This window comes from Mesorhizobium sp. (assembly GCF_017306585.1).
In the GTDB taxonomy this organism is placed as follows: domain Bacteria; phylum Pseudomonadota; class Alphaproteobacteria; order Rhizobiales; family Rhizobiaceae; genus Mesorhizobium.
Window position 1 is genome coordinate 1 of sequence record NZ_JAFKIC010000128.1, and the last position, 20,217, is coordinate 20,217.

Consider the following 20,217-nt stretch of genomic DNA (forward strand, 5'->3'; position numbering starts at 1 on the left):
TATTACGTAACGACCGGCTTGGACCCTGAAACGGCTTTCGCCACATGGAGCGCGGTGTTGTCGCCTCTCTTCGAGCCGCGCCCGTGGACCCGCAGCAAAAAACTCCCCACCGGATCGGCCAACGGAGCAATCCTGGGGGACATGATCATCGCGAAAGTGGCTTTCGCACCGCAGGCGTTCGTGCGCGACACGCAGCGCATAGCCGTCACGCCGGACCACATCTTGTTGCACCTCTATATGAGCGGCGGCTTCAACGGGATGATTTCGGGAGAGCAGGCCTCGATCGGCCCGGGAAGGGTCGCCGTGATCGATCTGGCCCACGAGGTCCGTACCCGCGCCTATGCCTCCAACACACTGTCTCTCATCGTTCCCCGCGCGCTGCTGGGCGGCATAGTGCCGGGCACTCTGAAGCCACGCCTCGATCCGCTGCGCAACGACCTCCTCGCCGCGCATATGCGCTCGCTCCAGGAGCGAAGCACGCAGATTTCGGAGGAAGAGGTTGAAGGCACTGTTTCCGACACCGCGGATTTCCTGCGGCGGTTGCTGATCAAGCCCGACTTCACATCCCGGAATGCGCGGGACGCGGACGATGATCTGCTGTCGCTGGCGGAGGCCGCAATCCGTGACAATCTCGCCATCGGCAAGCTCTCCCCGGAATTCCTGGCGGAGAAGCTCAGGACCTCGCGCGCTTCGCTCTATCGGGTTTTCGCGCCGCATGGCGGCATCATGCGTTATGTCCAGGAACGCCGGCTCGTGGCGGTCCGGGTGGCATTGAGCGATCCTCTCGAGACGCGCAAATTGTCACGAATTGCGGCGGATCTCGGCTTCAACAGCGAAGCGCATTTCAGCCGGGCGTTCCGCCAGCGGTTCGGCACGACCGCCAGCGACTATCGCAGGGAACAGATGGAGGCGTCGGCGCAAACCCAGCTGACGAGCCCGGAAGTCGTCAACCGGTGGTGGGTGGAGGTTGCGGCGAGGGCGCGGCAGGCCGGCGCGTAGCGCCGGTCCGGGCTGGAGCCTTGCGTCGCAGAGCCCTCAGGACGAAGGAATATGCGGCTCCTCCACCAGAAAGAACCGCTCCTTCGGCGAAAAGTCCGTCACCAGGAACGAGAACGACGCGGTCTCCAGCGGGTCGACCTTGCCTTTCCTGAACAGCAGCCTGTCATAGGGCTCGAAGTCGCGTTTGAACTCCGCGAAGCTGTCGGACTTGATCATGCCGTCCTCGCGCTGCGCCTGGTCGAAGGACAGGCCGTCGCCATAGTCGCTGGGCGTGCCCATGATCGATTGCAGTTCGAACTCGAATTCGATCCAGGCGTCGCCGCTGTTGTTGAGGACGACGATCTTCAAGGGCATATAGCCGGTCGCGTAATCGCCCGTCGATCCGAAGGGCTGGATGGGTTTGGCCGCGCGGATGGTCAGCGTCACCGGATCGGCGGTCTCCAGTTCCTCGGTCACCACGATCGGATCTGCGCGGGTTCCCACGCCGGTGGCCGAGAGGATGCGGAAGCCGCCGAGTTCGTCTGAGAAGGAGTAGGCGCCGGCCTCGTACAGCCTGGCGCCGTCGGCCACGGCGCGCGGACAGTCCGCGGCCAGCAAAGCCGCACATAGCTGCACACAGCGCAGGCCCGGACGCGTCATGGCGCGAGTATGAACGACAATTGCCCTCCCGCATACTGGTCGGTGCGAGAGGGCGACCTGGTCGAAAGGGCGAGGCCGGGAGAAAGCCAGCTGGGCCTTTATCCAGCCGGAGGATTGCGAGCGTCCGGTTCTGCGTTCGTGGCGGGCCTGCTGGTCAGCAGCTAGACGCGGTTCCCCGGATTCACGGCCTTACAGCTGTCACTTCGATCTCCACCAGGAAACCTGGGCTGGCGAGGCCCGCGACCTGCACGACCGAACGTGTCGGCAGGTTCGGCTGGTCCTTGGTGCCGAAGAACTGCGTGTAGCCTTTCATGAAGCCGGCGAAATCCATCTTGCCGTCCCTGGCGGGGTCGCCGACCAGGAAAACCTGCATCTTGATGACGTCGCCCATCTTCAGGCCGAGGTCTGCCAGCGTCTTGTCGATCGATTTCAGCACCGATGCGGTCTGGGCCTCGGTATCGCCGTAGGCGGCCACTGTTGCCTTGTCGGCCTTTTCATCGGCGACCGAGGGCACGGCGCCGCTGAGATAGACCGTGGTCTTGTCGGCCGGCACTTCGACGGCGCGTAAAATCGGAAAATCCGAATTTGGAATCTTGTGGCGAATGACATCGGCGGCCAGCGCGTGTCCCGCTGCCATCACTCCCGCCGCAAAGGCCGCCGCCCTGATCACTGATTTCATCACCCGGTTTCCTTCTTTTCGCGAGGGGTTGAAAAGCGGTGGGCGCCACAGCGCCCGCCGCGCGGTTTGCGTTGTCGCAAATCGGCTTTTCAGATCGATCCGTTAGCGGCTCATCCCAAGCGTTCCGCTTGGCCGACGTTCCAGCTATCGAGCGTCCTTGACGTCCTGCGCCGTCACGGCATCCTTGTAGTCGTTGCCAAAATGGGTCCGCACATAGTTGACCACCGCGGCGACCTGGTCGTCGCTCATCATCTGACCGACCGGCGGCATGCCGTTCTGCCCGTGCAGAACGAGGGTGACGGGATAGCCGCCCGATTCCAGATTGGCATTCTTGGCAAGCGCCGGATAGTGGCCCGCGCCAACGGCGCCTTGGCCCTTGTCCAGATGGCAGGCGGCGCAGACATTGGCGTAAAGGGCCGCTCCGTCTTTCTCGGTGAACGTATCGCCCTGGCTGAATGTCATGCCGCCCGAATCGGCAAATGCGCCCGAGACCGGCAAAGCCAGGGCGGCGGACATTGCGGTCGCCACGGCGGCGATGCGGCCTGACGGCCTTTTGAAAAAGCTGCTCATGATGGGATGCCTCGCAAGATTGGGTGTGAATGAGCGGGTCGGCATGGCCGTCACCCCTGCATTACGCGCTGATGCAGGCGGCCGATGGCATTGAGCGAGGACAGGATAGCGCCTTCCTGCCAGGCAGGGATGTAGGACGCGTGTTCGCCCGCCAGCACGATGCGCCCGTCGATCTGGCAGAGATTGTTGTAGTGCTCCTTGCGCGCCTCGTCGGTCCAGTCGCCGGCGCAGCCGAGCGTGAAGGGCGAGCGGTGCCATGCCCAGGAGACGCCGGTTTCGAACTCCTGGTTGTACTGCGGATGCAGCTGCGCCCCGTATTCCACCGCCTTCTGCACGCGCTGCTGTGGTGTCATGGCGGTGAACTCGTAGGAATTCGGCCCGTTCCAGGTGTAGCAGCCGAGCAGCACGCCCTTGCCGCCGGCGTTGAAACCGGTGCTTGGGTAGGAGATTTGCGAGATCGGCAGGTTGGTATAGCTGACGCCGCCAAAGATCGATTCATCCTCCTCCCAGAAACGGCGCTTCATTTGCAGGCCGACCTTGACCGACGAGGCATAGGGCACCGCTCCGATCGCCGCCTGCATGGCGCCGCTGACCTGTGTTTCGATCTGGCTCAGAATGGTGAGTGGAATGGTGCAGACGCACCAGTCGGCGCTAGCCTCCTGCGGGGTGCCGAGGTTCTTGGCGTCTTCATAGGTTACCGTAACGCCCTTGTCGTTCTGGGCGATCTTGGTGACCTTGGCATTGTAGGTGATGAGGTCGCCGACCTGCTTGGCGAAAGCGTCGCCGATCCGGCCCATGCCGCCGACCGGCTGGAACATGGTCGTCTGGAACTCGTAGAGCGAGAAATTGGCGAGACCGCTCCACAGGCGCGAATTCAGGATATCGGAGGCGCTGATGACCTGTCCCGCCACGGGCTCGGCGCCGATGCCGCCGCCGGGTTCCTTCTCGTAGCCGCGGAATTCACCGGTGGCGAGGCTGGATTTGTAGCTGTAATCCTTGTCCAGCGCGCCCCAGGACTGCAGCGCCTCGAGCAGGATCTCCTGGTCCTCCTTGGAGACGTTGCCTTCCAGCTGGCCTTTCTTGGCCACCTTGGCCAGTAGCTCCGAGGTGTGGCCCTTGAAATCCGTCTCGATCTCGCGCACGCGCTTGGGCTTGCCGCCAAACGCCTCGGTCGAGTGCAGCAGTGCGTTGTGATTGATCTGCTGGAACGGCTCCAGCGTCACCCCGAGCCTGCGGCAATAGTCGAGCAATCCATTGTGATGGAAGGGAATACGCCACGGGCCGGGGTTGAGGTAGAGCCCCTCGTCGAATTCGCATTTCTGCGTATAGCCACCGAGTTCGGTGACGGTATCGCCGCCGCGGATGCTCCAGTTGCGGCCACCGGCGCGGGAGTTGTATTCGAGGATCTTCACCTTGTAGCCGGCCTGGCGCAGCTCCAGCGCTGCCAGCATGCCGGCAAGGCCGGCGCCCAGAATCAGCACCGAGGCGCCCTTGGGATCGCCTTCGAGCTTGATCGGTCCCTTGTAGTCGGACTCCGCCGCCAGCCCCATGCTGGTCATGGCTTGATACATTGCGGCGCTGCCCGCCGTGATGCCGATCATTTTGAGAAGGTCGCGCCGACGCATGCCGGCAAACGGTTGTTCTAGCTGCATTTTTCGTCTCCTCGATCAGCGGCATGGCCGCGATCCGTCATGCTGCTCACTGCCCCGGAGCTCATGGCGAACTCCGTCCGGCCGTGTGAGGCTATGCCTGCCGGCCGGCCTGTACAACCAAGACGCGGCCCTGGAACAAGTGTCATCGGACATTGGTGCAATGGCGCGTGCGGAGGCTTCTTTAGCCGGCATTTCGTACGCTATGGGCCGGCGGGCGGCCGCCTCCACGGCTGCTGTGCCAATTGAATAAGGTCGGCTGGCCGGCTCGCGACAGGAATATCCGCAATCGGCCCGTGCAGCGAAGCGCTGTCGAAACTAGGGCAGGACCGCCACGGCCCGCACGCTCTCCCGCTCCACCAGCGGGCACTCCAGCTTGGTGATGGGGTAGCGTCCCCGTCCGGGCGCGGTCGGCGCTTCCAGCTGTTCGATCGCCCACTGGCCCATCGCCATATGCGGCAGGATCGAGGTGGTCAGCGGCGGGAACAGGTGGCGGGCGATTTCCTCGTCGTCATAGCCGACGACCGAGATATCCTGGGGAATGTGCAGCCCGGCTTCCTTCAGCGCCTCGTAGCAGCCGATCGCTGTACGGTCGTTCTGGCAGAAGATGGCCGTCGGACGGTCCTTCAGCCCCAGGAGTTTCACGGTCGCGGCATAGCCGGCGCTGGCCGACCAGTCGCCCTCGACCACCAGTTCCGGATCGAAAGGGATGTCGGCGGTGGCGAGCGCGCGGCGGTAGCCCTTCAGGCGATCCTGCGCGGCCTGCATCCACGGCTCGCCGGTGATGGTGGCGATGCGGCGGTGGCCGTGGCTGATGAGGTGCCGGGTCGAACTCTGGCCGCCGGCGATCTCGGACGGCACCACGGCGGGAAACGCATAATCCGCCGTGTAGCAGTTGAGCAGGATCACCGGGATGTCGAGCCCGTAGAGAAAGTCGGGCGCCGTGATCTCGCGGGTGAAGATGGTCATGTAGATCAGCGCCGAGATGCCTCGTCTTGTGAGCGCCTGTATGGCGCGCGGCTCCATCACCGCGTCGCCCATGGTCTGCGCCACCAGGAGCACATTGCCGGCGTTCCACGAGGCCTGGCGCGCGCCCTCGATGGCCACCACCGCCTCCGGGCTGGTGGCGAGCTGGTCGACGGCAAAGCCGATGACGCCGTCGAGCCGGTCGAAGGCCGGCCCTTCGAAGGTTGCAATCGGCGCCTTCAGCGCCGAGAAGGCGGGCGCGCTGTAGCCGAGCGCGCGGGCCGCCTCGATCACCCGCTCACGCGTCTGCTGCGACAGTCTTATCCCGGGCGAATTGTTGAGTACGAAGGAGACGGTCGCCTGCGAGCAGCCGGCCGCCCGGGCGATATCGGTCATGGTGACACGGCCCTTCGGCTTCGCCGGCGCCTTGCGGCGCTTCGGCGTCTCGATGGCCGAATCCCTGGTCTCGCTCATTGGCTTCGTGTCCCCAATCCCGGCTCCTGTCTAGCGGCGACCTGCCGGGCCGACAAGATGGCGCGATGGCGTCAGTTTATAGAGATAGTCGCGCGATTAATATCTATAATCAACCGCGCGGTCCATCGCCCACTTATCTCTGGAGGTCAAAATATATGGGAATTGTGAAGCGTTGTGTGCCGCGCGCAGCGAGGGATCCTCGCCGCGTGGCGGCCGCGAGACCTCAGGGGACTGTTAGGCAAGGAGCCTAAACTAATACTGTTTACTAATACAAAAATGCGCTGTAACGTCAACCCGTCGCCTCCGGATCCAGTTCGGACCTGGAGGCGGTGGGAGTGTATCTGAATAGCCTGATAGCGAGCGGATTTCGCCTCCGCGAAGTTATGTCTCGGACATGTGATATGTCAGACAAATCGGACTATTTACGAACGAGGGATGAGTCTCTAAAGTCTGTGGCCGTGGCTGGAAAGACGCCATTCTTTCGGTGCCGGGAACCCCTGAGGAGGAGGGGCGTCCAAGCCGCAAACGGCAAATTCGGGTGAGCAGATTTTAAGTGAGCAAGACCGGTCAGCCGCACGGCTGGACCAAAACGGGAGGTTGAACATGAAATCCTTGATACGCAATGCATCCGTGGCCGCCGCGGCCCTGGTTGTCGGCCTGACGGCGACGGCCATCGCGCGTGCCGACGACAAGCCGACGCTGGCCTTCGTCGTCAACGGCGCTTCCGACTTCTGGAAGGCCGCCGAAGCCGGGGTGAAGAAGGCGCAGGGCGAACTGCCCGATTACACTCTGGAACTCAAATATCCCGAGCAGTCCTCGGTCGCCATCCAGCAGCGGCTGATGGACGATCTGGTGACCGCCGGCGTCAAGGGCATCATGGTCTCGGCCGTCGATCCCAAGACCTCGACCGACGGGCTGAACAAGATCGCCTCGGAAACGGCGCTGTTCACCACCGACTCGGACGCCCCGCAGACCAAGCGCGTCGCCTATATCGGCTCGTCTAATGTCGACGCCGGCAAGCAGGCGGCCGAAATCGCCAAGAAGGCTATGCCCAATGGCGGCAAGTGCCTGGGCTTCGTCGGCCTGCTCGGCGCGGACAACGCCAAGGAGCGCATCCAGGGCATGAAGGACGGCCTGGCCGGCAGCAAGATCGAGCTGGTCGACGTGCGCGGCGACGACATCGACCAGGCGCGCGCTAAGAAGAATGTCGAGGACGCGCTGGTCGCCAGCCCCGACATCACCTGCATGGTCGGCTTCTACTCCTACAACACGCCGCGCATCTATGAAGCGCTGCGCGATGCCGGCAAGCTCGGCTCGATCACCGTCGTCGGCTTCGATGACGATCCGATCACGCTGGGCGGCGTCAAGGAAGGCACCATTGCCGCCACCGTCGTGCAGCAGCCCTTCGAATGGGCCTATCAGGGCATGAAGCTGATGGCCGCCTACCTCAAGGGCGACAAGTCGGGCATCCCGGCCAACAGTCTCATCATCATCCCGACCAAGATCATCGGCAAGGATGATGTCGACGCCTACGCCGCCAACCTGAAGGCCATGGCTGGGAAATAATCGCCAGCGCGACGCATGATCCTCCCGCCGGCGCCTTTGTACCGTGCAAACGGCGCATGAAGGAAAACGACCGCGTGCCGGCGCATCCTCTCCCCGCTCTCCTCGGGGAGAGGATGAGGGTGGATCGCCGCTTCAACCTCTTCTTGACGGACCGCAACCGGCCCGTCAGTCTGCAGGCCACCGGCTGCTGTCAGGCATGATGAATTATTCCGACACATCCATCGCAGCTATCACCCCGTTTCTCAGCCTTGAGAACGTACGCAAGACCTATCCGGGCGTTGTCGCGCTGGACGGGTTTTCGATGGACGTCATGCCGGGTGAGGTCATCGGCCTCGTCGGCGAGAACGGCGCCGGCAAATCAACCCTGATGAAGATCCTCGGCGGCGTCACCACGCCGGACACCGGAACCATTTCCGTCGACGGCACCGCACACAAGGGGTTGAGCGTGGAGGGCAGCCTGGCTTCGGGCATCGCCTTCGTCCACCAGGAACTCAACCTGTTCGAGAACCTCGACGTCGCCGCCAACATCTTCTTCGGCCGTGAGCCGCTGCGCGCCGGGCCGCTGAGGCTCGTCGACCGCGCGAAACTGCGCGAGATGGTGGCGCCGCTCCTGAAGCGCGTCGGCGCCAATTTCTCCGCCGACACGCAGGTATCGGACCTGTCGCTTGCCCAGCAGCAGATGGTCGAGATCGCCAAGGCGCTGTCGATCAAGGCCCGGCTGGTCATCCTCGACGAGCCGACATCGAGCCTGCCGATCGCCGAGACCGACAAGCTGCTCGACGTCATCAAGGGCCTGAAGGCCGACGGCATCAGTGTCATCTTCATCTCGCACCGCCTGCACGAGGTCGAGCGCGTCGCCGACCGTGTCGTCGTGCTGCGCGATGGCATGCTGGCCGGCACGCTCGCCAAGCGCGACGTCAACCACGACCAGATGGTCAAGCTGATGATCGGCCGCATGCTGAAGGAGCGCGAGAAAGCCTCCGAAGCGGCGCGCGCGCCCGGCGCCGTGGCGCTCAGCGCCAGGGCCATCCGCACCCCGACCTATCCCGCCCGCCCGGTCGACCTTGAAGTCCGGCGCGGTGAGATCCTCGGCCTCGCCGGCCTTGTCGGCTCCGGCCGCACCGAACTGGCGCGGGTGTTCTTCGGCATTGACGGCAGCCTTGGCGGCACGCTCGAACTCGACGGCAAGCCGCTGGCGCTCGGCTCGGCCGCCGATGCCGTCGCGCAGGGCATTTTTCTCGTGCCGGAGGACCGCAAGCTCACCGGCATCCTGCTCGACCTGTCGATAGCGCAGAACATCTCGCTGCCCAACCTGCCGGCGCATGCGACCCGCTCGCTGGTCTCGGCCAGTGCCGAAACCGCGACCGCCGAGAAGCAGAAGAAAAATCTCGGCATCAAGGCGCCTTCGGTCGAGACGCGCACAGGGACGCTGTCGGGCGGCAACCAGCAGAAGGTGGTGCTGGGCAAGTGGCTGGCCATGAACCCGAAGGTAATGATCCTCGACGAGCCGACGCGCGGTATCGACATCGGCGCCAAGGCCGAAATCTACGGGCTGATGCGCGCGCTGGCTGATGCCGGCGTCGCCGTGCTGATGATCTCCAGCGACATGGAGGAGGTGATCGGCGTGTCCGACCGCATCGCCGTCATGCATGAGGGCCGGATCTCGGGCATTCTCGACAAGGACCGGTTCAGCCAGGAAAACGTGCTGCTGCTGGCGGTGGGCAAGCAGCCGAAATAGTTCGCCTCGGGTTCGCGATATCGACTCGGCCAGGCATTGGGGAGAAGACGATGAGCAAGAAAGATCTCGGCCTGCTGATCCTGATCCTGGTGGTCGGCGCCATCGTGGCCATCATCAATCCGCGCTTCCTGCTGCCGATCAATCTTGCCAACACGTCCAACCTGATCGGCCTGTTCGGCATCCTCTCCATAGGCCAGGCCTTCGTCATCATCACCGGCGGCATCGAACTGTCGGTCGGCTCGCTGGTGGCGTTACTCGGCACGCTGTTCATCGATTTCATCGCCGTGCGCGAACTGGACTGGCCGCTGGCCTTCGTGCTGATCATCGTCCTCGGCGCCATCATCGGCCTGGTGCATGGCTGGCTGATCACGAGGCTGAAATTGCAGCCCTTCGTGGTGACGCTGTGCGGCCTCCTGATCTATCGTGGCGTCGCCCGCTTCTACACCGCCGACGGCACGGCGGGTTTTGCTTTCGGCCAGAATTTTCCCGATCTGGAATTCCTCACCGCCGGCCGCAGCTATGGCGTGCCGAACTCCTTCATCGCGCTGATCGTCATTGCCATCGTCATGTGGGTGGTGCTGCATCGATCGGTGTTCGGCCGCTATCTCTATGCCATCGGCAAGAACGAGGAGGCGGCGAAATATTCCGGCATCCGCACCGGGCGCGTCGTCATGGCCGCCTATGTCATCTGCGGCGTGCTGACGGCGTTGTCGGCGATCTACTTCGCCATGTACACGCGCTCGATCTCGCCAGCCAGCCACGGACAGTTCTATGAACTCTACGCCATCGCGGCGGCCGTGCTCGGCGGCTTCTCGCTGCGCGGCGGCGAGGGTTCGCTGATCGGTGTGATCCTCGGCACGGTGCTGCTGCAGGAATTGCAGAATCTCGTCAACCTGCTCGGCATTCCGTCCTCCCTGAACTTCGCGGTGATGGGCGGCGTCATCCTCATCGGTGTGCTGGTCGACCAGCAATGGGGCGTGTTCCGTGCACGCCGCCAAATGGTCGATGCCGCTCGCAAGGGCGCCGTCGGGGCTGCCGCGGAATAATCCTCCGGCGGCCGTCGTGACGCTTGCCGGCATCGGTCTATTATTATAATAGCATAACCGTTAATGGCGGAGGTTGACGGGGCATGCGCTGCGATTTGCGAGGCAAGGTAGCGCTGGTCACCGGAGCCGCCGGCGCGATCGGCGGTTCGATCGCCAGACGCCTGGCCGACAATGGCGCGGCCGTGATTGTCGCCGACATAAACGCCGATGGTGCGAGACAGGTCGCCGAAGGCCTGGCCGATGCCATGGCGTGTGCTACCGACATCCGCGACGCCGGATCGGTGGACGCAACGATCGCCGAGATCATGGACCGTTATGGCCGCCTCGACATTCTCGTCAACAATGCCGGCGTCAACACGCTGGCGCACCGCGTCACACTGGACGAATTTCCCGCCGAGGAATGGGACCGCATCACCGGCATCGACCTCGACGGCCTCTACGTCATGAGCCGGGCCGCGCTCGGCCCCATGCTCGCCGCCGGCCGGGGCGGGCGCATCGTCAACATCGCTTCGGTCGTCGGTCTCGCCGCCATGCGCCTGCAAAGCCCGTTTGTGGCGGCCAAGGCCGGCATCATCCATCTGACGCGCTCCATGGCGATCGAACTCGGCGGCAGAGGCATTCTGACCAACGCGATCGCGCCGGGCTCGGTGATGACGGCGCTGACGGCGAAACTGTTCTATGGCGAGGACGGCAAGTTCGCCGGCCGCACGCAGGAATTCCTCGACCATGTGCCGCTCGGCCGGCCGGCCGAGCCACTGGAGATCGCCGAGGCGGTGCTATTTCTGGCCTCGCCGGCCGCCAGCTATGTCAACGGCCAGGTTCTGGCCGTCGATGGCGGCTGGACGGCGGGATACATGATGTGAGCAGGGCCATGGAAATCGATCTTGCGGGTGTTGCGGTCGCGCTGGACGGCGAAGCCAATCCGGTCGTCGATGGCGTGCTTGCCGCGCTGCGCGCCAATGGCGGCACCATCGTTGAAGACGCTGAAACCGCCGACATCCTGCTGATGTCCAATCCGTTGCGTCCGGGAACGGCGGCGCAGGACCCGCGCTGCCAGCATGCCGATGCCCGCAAGGTGGCCAAGGCCATGGCCGAGCGCGGCGGCGGGCGTATCGTCTTCCTCGTCTCGGCGGTCGCCGGCATGCCGATGCGCCGGCATCCGCGCTTTTCCATCGAGAACGCCGCGATCCTGGCAGGCATGCGCACGCTGGCGATGGAGTTCGGCCCCAAGGTGCTGGTCAATGCCGTCGGTGTCGGCGTTGTCGAGGATGAAACGCTGGTCTCCGGCGACAGGGCGATGCTCAGCCACACGCCCGTCGGCCGCGCCGGCAGCATCGAGGAAGCGGTTGCGGCCGTGCTGTTCTTCTGCGATCCACTCAACACCTACACGACAGGCCAGATGTTGGGCGTCGATGGTGGATGGATGGCAGGCTATGGGCGCAATTTCTGAACCCCTGACGCTGAAGGCCGGTGCGCTCGAGGTTGGGCTGGTGCCGGCCATCGGCGGGTCCGTGAGTTTCCTGCGCTGGCGCGGCATCGATCTCATGCGCCAGCTATCTGACGGCGATCGCGAAGCGGGCAACGTGCTCGGCGTCGCCATGTTCCCGATGACGCCCTATGCCAACCGTATCGCCAGGAACAGTTTCGATTTCGCGGCGAAACGCTGGCGGGTGCTGCCCAACAATCCGCCCGAAAAATTCAACGTGCATGGCAGCGGCTGGCAGAACGCCTGGACCGTCGCCGAGGCGGGAGCCGCGGAGGCGACGCTGTCGCTGGATATCGCGGGCGGAGCCGAACCCTATTCCTATCGCACGACGCAACGCTGCGCGGTTTCCGGCGAAGGGTTGAGCGTGACCATGACATTGACCAACACCGGCCGGGAGACCTTGCCCTTCGGCTTCGGCCTTCACCCATGGTTCGACCGCGATCCGGACGTGACGCTGCGGTTCAAGGCCCGGCGTTTCTATCTCGAAGAACCGGAGGGCATTTCGGGCGATCCGATCACCTTGCCGCAGGAGCTCGACTTTGCCGGTGGCAGGCCGTTGCCGGGCGGATGGCGCAACAATGATTATGGCGGCTGGAACGGCGAAGCGGCCATCCGGTTTCCGGCGCGCGGCGCGGGGCTGCGCATCAAGGCCGATCCAGTCTTCGGCCATCTGATGCTCTATGCCGATCCGGCAAGACCCTATTTCTGCGTCGAGCCGCAGACCAATGCCTCGGGCGCGTTCAACCGTGGCCGATGGGACGACCCCGAGGAAGGCGTGATCGTGCTCGCTCCGGGCCAAAGCGCCGGCGGCACTGTGTGGTTCGTGCCTTTCGCGCTGGCAGGGTAAGGCCGCAAGACTGTCCTCCTAATTCTGTTCGATCCGCAATGGCGACGCTCGCGAGGCGGCGCCCGTTTGATCGTGATTTCACCCGGGCCGGCCAGCGCCAGATTAGCCGTACGAAACAAGGCCAAACCACTACCTTGCATAAACAGGTAGCGTGTTATATACACTTCATGAAACAGAGGCCTTTGATGACCGACTCGATCCAAGTCCAGCTGCGAAAAGGCGCGCTTGATCTGTGCGTGCTGGCCGTGCTGTCGCGAGGAGAAAGCTATGGCTACGAGATCGCCAGCATGCTGGTCGCGGCGGTGAACATGGGGGAAGGCACGATCTATCCCCTCATGCGCCGCATGCAGAATGACGGGCTGGTCGCCACCCGCATCGTCGAATCGAGCAGCGGCCCGCCGCGCAAATACTACCGGCTGACGCCGCTCGGCCAGAAGGCCTTCGAAGCTCACAGCCGCGACTGGCGCGCCTTCTCGGGCGCGGTCGACAAACTTCTGGAGGACTTGCCATGACCAGGGACGCTTTCTTGCGCACGCTGAGACAGGAACTTGCCGGCATGGCGTCTCAAGAGATCGATGACATCGTCGGCGACTACGCCGCGCATTTCGCCGATGCCTCGGGCCGCAGCGAAGCGGAAGTCGCGGCCGCCCTGGGCGACCCGGCCCGGATCGCCCGGGAATTGCGCGCCGAAGCCGGCCTGCGCCGTTTCGAAGCGCATTGGAGCGTCTCCAACATGCTGGCGGCGACCTTCGCCCTGGCTGGCCTCGCCTTTGTCGATATCGTCTTCCTGCTGCCGCTGCTGATCACCGCGGTGGTGCTTGCGCTCGGCCTTGGCATCACGCTTGTCGCCATCGGCGCGCTCGGCATCAAGATCATTCTGACCACGCTGCTGTTCGATCCCGGCGGCACGGCATCGGCCACCCTGGGCCGCGTCTTCATCGGCGCCGGCCTGGTCAGCATGTTCCTTGGCGGCGGCGCCCTGCTGTTGCTGGCCTCGGGCGCTGGCGTACGGGTCGTCGGGCGCTATGCCCGGCTGCATTCCCGCATCACGCAATCGGACCGCAACCCGGCCTGAGCGTTGCCGGACATACTCATCTGTCTTCATGTCGAAGGAAACGGACAATGACTGGAAAATTGGCATTCGTCGCAACGGTCGGGCTGATCGGCGCCGGCCTGTTTCTGGCCGTGGGCATCGGCCTCGCTGGGCCGGACTGGGTCAATGCCGGAGGGTCGTGGATCGGCGGGCAATCTACCTGCGGGCCGACCACATCCACCCAAAAGGAGGTAAAGCTGCCATTCAGCCCCGACGGCAGCTTCACCATCGCTTTGCCGGCTACCGTACACTATCAGCCCGGCGACAAGACCGAGGTCACCGTCAGCGGCGATTCGTCCCTGACCGATCGTGTGCGGATGGAGGGAAGCAGGCTCAGCCTGGATTGCGAGGGTGGCTGGTTCGCCTCCAAACTCGATGTCAGCGTGTCCGGCCCGGCGATCACGGACTGGAACCTGCTCGGCAGCGGCGATCTTGCGCTCTCGCAGGTCAATCAACCCAAGCTCAGGCTGAGCATCCGCGGCAGCGGCAGCGTCACCGCCGCCGGAACGGCCCAGACGGTCGACCTGGAGATATCGGGCTCGGGCTCGGGACGGCTCAAGGACCTCATCGCCCAGTCCGCACAGATCGACATACGCGGCAGCGGCGACGCTGAAGTGACCGCGCAGGCCGACGCCGATGTCTCGATCTCCGGCAGCGGCGACGTCGATCTCTACGGCCACCCGACCATGCGGCGTTCACAGGTCAGGGGCAGCGGCAGCATCACGCAGGTGCCGTAGCTGGGATTGGTTCCGGGCGTGTCCTAAAGCAGCCGTGCCAATAGGCCGCCATCCACCTGCATGGCGCTGCCGGTAACGAAGGACGCGGCGTCCGAGATCAGGAAGCCGATGGCCGTGGCGATCTCGGAAGGGTTGGCGATGCGGGCGATCCGGTTCGGTTCGAAGGACAAGCCCAGCGCCTCCGCGCCGCCGGCCGCTTCCAGTCCGTCCAGCGTCATCCGCGTGGCGACCGAACCGACCAGCAGGGCGTTGACGCGGATGCGGTCGACGGCATAGTCGAGCGCCATCTGCCGTGACAGGCCGACGACCGCGGCCTTGGTCGCGGCATAGGCCGGCACGCCGGGCACCGTGGCGTCGGCATGTACCGAGGCGATGTTGACGATCGAGCCGCCGCCTGCCGCGCGCAGCAGCGGCAATGTCGCGCGGCAGACGCGGAAGATCGCGGTCAGGTTGACGGCGATGGTCCGGTCCCACTCCTCGTCGGAAACCTCCTCCAGGCGTTTCCCTGTCGGATAGATGCCGGCGCAGTTGACGACCGCGTCGAGCCCGCCAAGCCGCTCCTTCGCCGCCGCCACGGCTGCCTGCACGTCCGCCTCGCGGGTGAGGTCGCTCTCGCGAAAGGCAAGGCGGCCCGTAGTATCACTGGCTGCCAGTTCCCTGCCTTCGTCACCGTCGAGCCCGGCGCCGAACACGTGCCCGCCTTCGGCCGCGAGATAACAGGCAGTCGCCCGGCCGATCCCGGTCGCCGCGCCGGTAACGAAGATATTTTTGCCGGCAAACATCATGATGAAACCCGCGAAGCCATGGCTTGACGCTCGGCCTGCGCCGCTGTCACCGAACGCAGCACGCGATCTTCCCCGCCTTCGCCACGGCCGAATTCGTCGACGATACGGCCATCGGCCACCACAAGGCAGCGGTCGCAAAGGCCGATCAATTCCTCCAGCTCCGAGGCGACGATAAGCAGCGCGACGCCCTTGTCAGCCAGCTCGACCACCAGCCGGTAGATCTCGTGGCGGGTCGCGGCATCGACACCCTTGGTCGGCTCGTCGAGCAGCAGCACGGTCGGCGCCCGCATCAGCACGCGGGCAAACAGCAGCTTCTGCTGGTTACCGCCGGAGAGATGGGTGACGGAAGCCTGCGGCGACGAGGCCTTGACGTTGAGCGCGCGCATGGCCGCCAGGATGGAGCTCTTTTCCACCCCACTCCGAACCACGCCGTTGCGTGACAGCGGGCCGAGATTGCCGATGGTGATGTTGGCGCCGACCGGCAGGTTGAACAGCAGGCCATCCCGCTTCCGGTCCTCGGTCAGCAGCGCGATGCCGGCGGCACGAGCATCACTTGGCGACTTGATCGTGGTGGGTTGTCCGGCAACGCGAATCTCGCCCTCGGCATGCACCCGGCCATAGATGCCGTGCAGGATTTCGCTGCGGCCGGACCCGAGCAGCCCCGCCAGCCCGACGATCTCGCCGGCCGCCACCGAAAGGTTGATGTCATTGGCGCCATGCACGGCGCCGCTATGGCCGGCTACGGTGAGGTGGCGGACCTCAAGCGCGGCCGGCGCGCCGACCGGTGCCGCGTGCTCGGGAAACAGCCGCTGCAGCCTCTGGCCCGACATGGAGAAAATGAAGGTTTCGGCGTCGAAATCCTCTCTTGCGATCCTGAACGCGACCTGCCCGTCGCGCAGCACGGTGGCGCGGTCGCAGATGGCGAGCACTTCCGGCAGGCGATGGGTGATGTAGATCATCGCCACGCCCTGTGCCTTGAGGCGGCGCAGCACGGCAAACAGCGCATCGACTTCCGTGCCCGACAGCGAGGCGGTCGGCTCGTCCAGCATCAGCACGCGCGGCTTCATGACGATGGCGCGGGCGATCATCACCAGATGCCGTTGCGCCGAAGTCAGCGACGCGACATAGGCTCTGGGGTTGATGTCGATGCCGAGGTCGGCGAAAATCTCGCCGGCCCGCTGCTCGAGCCTGCGCTGGCGCACCAGCACGCCGTCGCCGAGGCCGGTGCGTCCTGCAAAGACATTCTCCGCCACCGACAGCTGTTCGAGAATCTCGATTTCCTGCGGCACGTAGCCGACACCGTTCGATCGCGCATCCGCCGGCGAGGCAAAGCTGACCGGCTGGCCGTCGAGCATGATGGTGCCGGTGTAGGACCCGGCCGGATGCACGCCGTTGAGGATCTTGACCAGTGTCGACTTGCCGGCGCCGTTCTGGCCGAGCAGGGCGTGGATCTCGCCGGCGACGACATCGAAATCGACGCCGCGCAGCGCCTGCACGCCGCCGAAATTCTTGGCGATCGCGGTGGCCGAAAACAGGGGCTGTGGTGAGACGTTGGACACGAAAACCCTCCCGGAACGCCGGACCCGCGCTGCGGGTCCGGCGGCATGTTCTACTGGCCGGCGCTGTCCAGCATCTTGTAATAGGGGTCGAGGTCGGCCGCAGTGATCACCTTGGCCGGCAACGGGTTGAGATAGGGCACGGTCTTGCCCTGGGCGAGATCGCCGAGAAGCTCGGCCACCTTGGCGCTTTCCTCATAGAGCGGCTGCGCGACGATGCCGTAGGCTGCTCCCGATTTCACCAGGTCGAGATTCTGCCTGATATAGTCCATGCCGACGATGACGACGTCACGTCCTGCCTTGCGGGCGGCTCCCGACCAGGTCTGGATGCTGTTGCCGGTGGTGCCGAAGGCGGCGGTCACGTCGGGATTGCCTTGCAGGATGGCAACCGCCTTGGCTTCGGCGGCGGAGGGTTCGAAACCTTCCATCTGCGTGTCCAACACCTTGATGCCAGGATACTTCGCCGCGATGGTCTTGCGGAAGGCATCCGACATGGCGTTCTCGGTGTCGTTGGATGCGCCCTGGGTCAGCGCCACGGTGCCCTTGCCGCCCAGCTTGTCGCCGATAGCGATCGCGGCGTTGGTGCCGGCCTCGGCGATGTTCTCGCCGGTGGCCGCCTTCAGGCCGTTGACGGTGCCTTCGGGCGGCAGCACGTGCCAGGTGACGATCGGAAAGCCTTCCTTGGCCAGCTTGGAGATGTAGGAATAGATTGCGGGATCGGGACCGTAGACGCCGATGGCGTCGTATTTGGTGCGGGCAAGAGCGGCTTCGGCCAGCGGCAGGGTCGCGGGAATATCCCAGTTGGTCGCGCTCGGGTCGCCGACCACCTCGCAGGTATAGCCCAGTTCCTTGCACTTGTTGAGGAAGCCCGCCTGCATCAGCCGGTGCACGGGATGATCCTTCATCGCCTGCACCCAGAGCAGGTGCACGTCGGCCGCCTGGGCGACGCCCGCCGAGCCTATCGATGCGGCAACCGTCGCCGCGACGAGTGTCGCGCGGATCAGTCCGTTCTTCAGATTGATATCATGCCTTACCTCCCTTGGTCCGCCGGCTTCTGCCGGCGCGATTGCTTTCAAGCGCCGGCGATGAAGTAGCGGCGGCGCACGATGTCGAGCCCGACCGCCATGACCATGATCACGCCGACCGCGATCTGCTGCCAGTTCGAGTTGACGCCGATGACGACGAGGCCGCTCTGCACCACCTTCAGCATCAGGATGCCGACGACGCCGCCAGCCACCGTGCCGGCGCCGCCGAACAGGCTGACGCCGCCGACCACGACGCCGGCGATGACGGTCAGTTCCCAGCCGCTGCCGATCGAGGTGCCGCCGCTGCCGAGATCGGCCATGACGAACATGCCGGCGATCGCCGACAGCGCGCCGACGGTGATGAAGGCGCCGATCTTGTAGGCATTGGTGTTGATGCCGACGAGATGCGCCACTTCCTTGTTGCCACCCGTGGCATACATGTTGCGGCCGAGCACGGTGCGCCGCAGCACGAAGTCGGCGACGATGGCCGCGACGATGAAAAAGGCGAAGCTCCAGCCCAGCCCGAAGACGAGATCGGCGCCGCCGATCGTGTTGATCGCCTCCGGCAGGGGATAGACCGGATAGCCGCCGGTCACCACCTGGATCAGGCCCTGGCCGATGAACAGCATGCCGAGCGTCTGGATGAAGGCGGGAATGCCCAGCCTGACGACGATCAGCCCGTTGAGCAACCCGATCAGCGCGCCGACGCCGATGCCGCCGAGAATGCCGACGCTCACCGGCAGCGCGGCGGCGGTCATCAGCTTGGCGGCGACCACCGCGGACAGGCCGGCCACCGAGCCCACCGACAGGTCGAACTCGCCGGCGACCAGCAGAATGGTCTGGCCGATGGCGATGATGCCGACGAAGGACACGACGTTGAGAATGGCGCGGATGTTACGCTCCGACAGGAAGGCCGGTTCGAGCAGCCAGAAGAAGGCAATCAGCAACGCCATGGCCGCCAGCACGCCGACCTCGCCGACGGCTATGAGGCTGATCAGCCGCCGCCGCAAAGACCGTGCATCCGCGATCGGCGAACCTGTTTCGGCCGCGCTGTTCATCCTGACCTCCCTGGCGGCGCCGGGGCCGGCTCTCGCGGCCGGCTCCATTCACCCGTGCCGGTTCCGGCACGCTCCTCGCCGCCATTAAGATTATAATATTATAACTTGTCAACGATGAAGTTCGCGCTTCCCGGGGACAGCATGGGCCGTCGCTGGAAAGCATCGGCCGCAACCGCTATGAATTGGCATTTGACGCATGATCCTCAGCACATTGCCTGCTGCGGGTAGGGCACTGTTTGGAGCCATTCGACATGACCGGCAGGGAGGATGATCCAGGCGGGAAAAAGCCGCAGCGTCTCGGTGTCCGCGAGATCGCCAAGCGCGTCGGCGTCGCGCCGATGACGGTGTCGCGCGCACTGTCCAATCCCGACATGGTATCGCCGGAAACGCGCGCCAAGGTGCTCGAGGCGATAGAGCAGGCCGGCTTCGTACCCAACCGGCTGGCCTCCAGCATGCGCGGCAATGGCCGCATGATCGGCACGGTGGTGCCGCCGCTGATCAATTCGGGCATCGCCGAACAGGTCCAGGGCATGTCCGACGAGTGCCATGAGAGCGGTTATTCGATGCTCCTGGTGCAGGGCGAGTTCACGCAGGAGGCCGAGGACAAGGCGATCCGGGCCCTGCTCGGCTGGCGCCCGGTCGGCATGATCCTGCAGAGCTTCGTGCAGAGCGAGACCGCCCGCGCGCTCCTCAAGAGCAGCGGCGCGCCGGTGGTCGAGATTTCGGAGATCAAGGGCCGCAAGCCGATCGACATGGTCGTCGGCGTCTCCAACTTCGAAACGGCCTATGCCATGACCATGCATCTGGCGGCCAAGGGCTATAAACGCATCGGCTTCGTCTCGACGCCCATCCATGGCAATGACCGCCTGCGGCAGCGCCGCACCGGCTACCATGCGGCGCTCACCGAACTCGGCTTCAAGAACCACGCCGACATGGAGGTCGAGGTGCCGATCACCGCGCAGGGCGGCGCCGAGGCGCTGGTGACGCTGACGTCGCGCCACAAGGACATCGACGCCATCTTCTTTTCCAGCGACACGCTGGCCGTGGGCGCCGTGCAGGAATGCCACCGCCGGGGTTGGGCGGTGCCCGGCAGGATCGCCATCGCCGGCTATGGCGACATGGATCTCGCCGCGCAGCTCTACCCGCCGCTGACAACGGTGAAGGTCAACCGCTACGAGATGGGCCGGCGCGCCGTCCGGCAATTGCTGGCAAGGCTCGGCGGCAACACCAAGGTTCCGACCATCACCAGCCTCGGCTTCGAGATCGTCGATCGCGAGAGTGCCTAACTTTCCTTGCGGTCAGGG

20 protein-coding genes are annotated in these 20,217 nt (G+C 64.8%); 11 read left to right on the plus strand and 9 right to left on the minus strand.

Translation table 11 applies throughout. The features are described 5' to 3' along the window. The coding region (locus J0I79_RS11870; RefSeq protein WP_292858080.1) for a helix-turn-helix domain-containing protein at positions 1–999 on the plus strand (999 nt) is incomplete at its 5' end. Between the two features lie 36 nt (positions 1,000–1,035). On the opposite strand, the gene J0I79_RS11875 is transcribed toward J0I79_RS11870, so the two are convergent. The 5 genes from J0I79_RS11875 to J0I79_RS11895 all read right to left on the minus strand — a co-directional run bounded on the left by J0I79_RS11875 (position 1,036) and on the right by J0I79_RS11895 (position 5,976). After that, a complete protein-coding gene (locus J0I79_RS11875) occupies positions 1,036–1,569 on the minus strand; it encodes a hypothetical protein (protein WP_366014274.1) in 534 nt (177 codons plus the stop codon). A gap of 250 nt (positions 1,570–1,819) precedes the next feature. Beyond that, positions 1,820–2,317 carry a RidA family protein gene (locus J0I79_RS11880; protein WP_292858086.1) on the minus strand — a complete coding sequence of 166 codons (498 nt, stop codon included), beginning with the start codon at positions 2,315–2,317 and terminating at the stop codon, positions 1,820–1,822. A 144-nt stretch (positions 2,318–2,461) separates the two neighbouring features. Then, positions 2,462–2,887 carry a cytochrome c gene (locus J0I79_RS11885; protein WP_292858089.1) on the minus strand — a complete coding sequence of 142 codons (426 nt, stop codon included), beginning with the start codon at positions 2,885–2,887 and terminating at the stop codon, positions 2,462–2,464. Between the two features lie 50 nt (positions 2,888–2,937). After that, a complete protein-coding gene (locus J0I79_RS11890) occupies positions 2,938–4,539 on the minus strand; it encodes a flavin monoamine oxidase family protein (protein WP_292858092.1) in 1,602 nt (533 codons plus the stop codon). Between the two features lie 315 nt (positions 4,540–4,854). Next, the gene (locus tag J0I79_RS11895; RefSeq protein ID WP_292858095.1) at positions 4,855–5,976 is read right to left on the minus strand and encodes a LacI family DNA-binding transcriptional regulator; all 1,122 of its coding nucleotides are present in this window, start codon (positions 5,974–5,976) and stop codon (positions 4,855–4,857) included. A 603-nt stretch (positions 5,977–6,579) separates the two neighbouring features. Between J0I79_RS11895 and J0I79_RS11900 the strand changes: the two genes are divergently transcribed. The 9 genes from J0I79_RS11900 (at position 6,580) to J0I79_RS11940 (ending at position 14,489) form a co-directional block, all read left to right on the plus strand. Then, on the plus strand, positions 6,580–7,542 hold the full coding sequence (locus J0I79_RS11900) for a sugar-binding protein (protein ID WP_292858098.1): 963 nt from the start codon (positions 6,580–6,582) through the stop codon (positions 7,540–7,542). Positions 7,543–7,741: 199 nt separating this feature from the next. Next, positions 7,742–9,280: a sugar ABC transporter ATP-binding protein gene (locus J0I79_RS11905; protein WP_292858215.1), complete on the plus strand. Its 1,539-nt coding sequence runs from the start codon at positions 7,742–7,744 to the stop codon at positions 9,278–9,280. A gap of 50 nt (positions 9,281–9,330) precedes the next feature. Beyond that, positions 9,331–10,326 (plus strand): ABC transporter permease, encoded by a 996-nt coding sequence (locus tag J0I79_RS11910; protein ID WP_292858101.1) that lies wholly within the window; start codon positions 9,331–9,333, stop codon positions 10,324–10,326. An 83-nt stretch (positions 10,327–10,409) separates the two neighbouring features. Next, complete coding sequence (locus J0I79_RS11915) at positions 10,410–11,189, plus strand: SDR family NAD(P)-dependent oxidoreductase (protein ID WP_292858104.1); 780 nt, start codon at positions 10,410–10,412, stop codon at positions 11,187–11,189. A gap of 8 nt (positions 11,190–11,197) precedes the next feature. After that, positions 11,198–11,776 (plus strand): SDR family oxidoreductase, encoded by a 579-nt coding sequence (locus J0I79_RS11920; RefSeq protein ID WP_292858107.1) that lies wholly within the window; start codon positions 11,198–11,200, stop codon positions 11,774–11,776. Next, entirely contained in the window at positions 11,760–12,659 is a 900-nt protein-coding gene (locus J0I79_RS11925) for an aldose 1-epimerase (RefSeq protein WP_292858110.1), read from the plus strand. Before J0I79_RS11920 ends, J0I79_RS11925 begins: the two co-directional genes overlap by 17 nt. 185 nt (positions 12,660–12,844) lie before the next feature. Continuing rightward, positions 12,845–13,171, plus strand: a complete 327-nt coding sequence (locus J0I79_RS11930) for a PadR family transcriptional regulator (RefSeq protein ID WP_137931498.1) — start codon at positions 12,845–12,847, stop codon at positions 13,169–13,171. Next, entirely contained in the window at positions 13,168–13,734 is a 567-nt protein-coding gene (locus J0I79_RS11935; RefSeq protein WP_292858115.1) for a DUF1700 domain-containing protein, read from the plus strand. Before J0I79_RS11930 ends, J0I79_RS11935 begins: the two co-directional genes overlap by 4 nt. Before the next feature lie 47 nt (positions 13,735–13,781). Next, positions 13,782–14,489: a DUF2807 domain-containing protein gene (locus tag J0I79_RS11940; protein ID WP_292858118.1), complete on the plus strand. Its 708-nt coding sequence runs from the start codon at positions 13,782–13,784 to the stop codon at positions 14,487–14,489. 23 nt (positions 14,490–14,512) lie between these two features. Here J0I79_RS11940 and J0I79_RS11945 read toward each other — a convergent pair whose 3' ends face one another. From J0I79_RS11945 to J0I79_RS11960, 4 genes are read right to left on the minus strand one after another with little or no spacing between them, the layout of a single operon-like run. Then, the gene (locus J0I79_RS11945; RefSeq protein ID WP_292858121.1) at positions 14,513–15,274 is read right to left on the minus strand and encodes an SDR family NAD(P)-dependent oxidoreductase; all 762 of its coding nucleotides are present in this window, start codon (positions 15,272–15,274) and stop codon (positions 14,513–14,515) included. Beyond that, the gene (locus J0I79_RS11950) at positions 15,271–16,833 is read right to left on the minus strand and encodes a sugar ABC transporter ATP-binding protein (protein WP_292858124.1); all 1,563 of its coding nucleotides are present in this window, start codon (positions 16,831–16,833) and stop codon (positions 15,271–15,273) included. Before J0I79_RS11950 ends, J0I79_RS11945 begins: the two co-directional genes overlap by 4 nt. Before the next feature lie 50 nt (positions 16,834–16,883). Then, positions 16,884–17,906 (minus strand): substrate-binding domain-containing protein, encoded by a 1,023-nt coding sequence (locus J0I79_RS11955; protein WP_292858127.1) that lies wholly within the window; start codon positions 17,904–17,906, stop codon positions 16,884–16,886. Beyond that, positions 17,903–18,913 (minus strand): ABC transporter permease, encoded by a 1,011-nt coding sequence (locus tag J0I79_RS11960; RefSeq protein ID WP_292858130.1) that lies wholly within the window; start codon positions 18,911–18,913, stop codon positions 17,903–17,905. The genes J0I79_RS11955 and J0I79_RS11960 overlap by 4 nt, the downstream gene beginning before the upstream one ends. A 251-nt stretch (positions 18,914–19,164) precedes the next feature. Here J0I79_RS11960 and J0I79_RS11965 point away from each other — a divergent pair, with 251 nt between their 5' ends. Then, a complete protein-coding gene (locus J0I79_RS11965) occupies positions 19,165–20,199 on the plus strand; it encodes a LacI family DNA-binding transcriptional regulator (protein ID WP_292858133.1) in 1,035 nt (344 codons plus the stop codon). Positions 20,200–20,217: the final 18 nt, after the last annotated feature.

What these genes read in the sequence shown, in the direction of transcription:
- J0I79_RS11880 (WP_292858086.1), bottom strand. Translation starts at nt 2,317, where the DNA reads ATGAAATCAGTGATCAGGGCGGCGGCCTTTGCGGCGGGAGTGATGGCA.
- J0I79_RS11945 (WP_292858121.1), bottom strand. Translation starts at nt 15,274, where the DNA reads ATGATGTTTGCCGGCAAAAATATCTTCGTTACCGGCGCGGCGACCGGG.
- J0I79_RS11930 (WP_137931498.1), top strand. Translation starts at nt 12,845, where the DNA reads ATGACCGACTCGATCCAAGTCCAGCTGCGAAAAGGCGCGCTTGATCTG.
- J0I79_RS11925 (WP_292858110.1), top strand. Translation starts at nt 11,760, where the DNA reads ATGGGCGCAATTTCTGAACCCCTGACGCTGAAGGCCGGTGCGCTCGAG.
- J0I79_RS11905 (WP_292858215.1), top strand. Translation starts at nt 7,742, where the DNA reads ATGAATTATTCCGACACATCCATCGCAGCTATCACCCCGTTTCTCAGC.
- J0I79_RS11935 (WP_292858115.1), top strand. Translation starts at nt 13,168, where the DNA reads ATGACCAGGGACGCTTTCTTGCGCACGCTGAGACAGGAACTTGCCGGC.
- J0I79_RS11960 (WP_292858130.1), bottom strand. Translation starts at nt 18,913, where the DNA reads ATGAACAGCGCGGCCGAAACAGGTTCGCCGATCGCGGATGCACGGTCT.
- J0I79_RS11910 (WP_292858101.1), top strand. Translation starts at nt 9,331, where the DNA reads ATGAGCAAGAAAGATCTCGGCCTGCTGATCCTGATCCTGGTGGTCGGC.
- J0I79_RS11885 (WP_292858089.1), bottom strand. Translation starts at nt 2,887, where the DNA reads ATGAGCAGCTTTTTCAAAAGGCCGTCAGGCCGCATCGCCGCCGTGGCG.
- J0I79_RS11900 (WP_292858098.1), top strand. Translation starts at nt 6,580, where the DNA reads ATGAAATCCTTGATACGCAATGCATCCGTGGCCGCCGCGGCCCTGGTT.
- J0I79_RS11895 (WP_292858095.1), bottom strand. Translation starts at nt 5,976, where the DNA reads ATGAGCGAGACCAGGGATTCGGCCATCGAGACGCCGAAGCGCCGCAAG.
- J0I79_RS11940 (WP_292858118.1), top strand. Translation starts at nt 13,782, where the DNA reads ATGACTGGAAAATTGGCATTCGTCGCAACGGTCGGGCTGATCGGCGCC.
- J0I79_RS11890 (WP_292858092.1), bottom strand. Translation starts at nt 4,539, where the DNA reads ATGCAGCTAGAACAACCGTTTGCCGGCATGCGTCGGCGCGACCTTCTC.
- J0I79_RS11915 (WP_292858104.1), top strand. Translation starts at nt 10,410, where the DNA reads ATGCGCTGCGATTTGCGAGGCAAGGTAGCGCTGGTCACCGGAGCCGCC.
- J0I79_RS11965 (WP_292858133.1), top strand. Translation starts at nt 19,165, where the DNA reads ATGACCGGCAGGGAGGATGATCCAGGCGGGAAAAAGCCGCAGCGTCTC.
- J0I79_RS11920 (WP_292858107.1), top strand. Translation starts at nt 11,198, where the DNA reads ATGGAAATCGATCTTGCGGGTGTTGCGGTCGCGCTGGACGGCGAAGCC.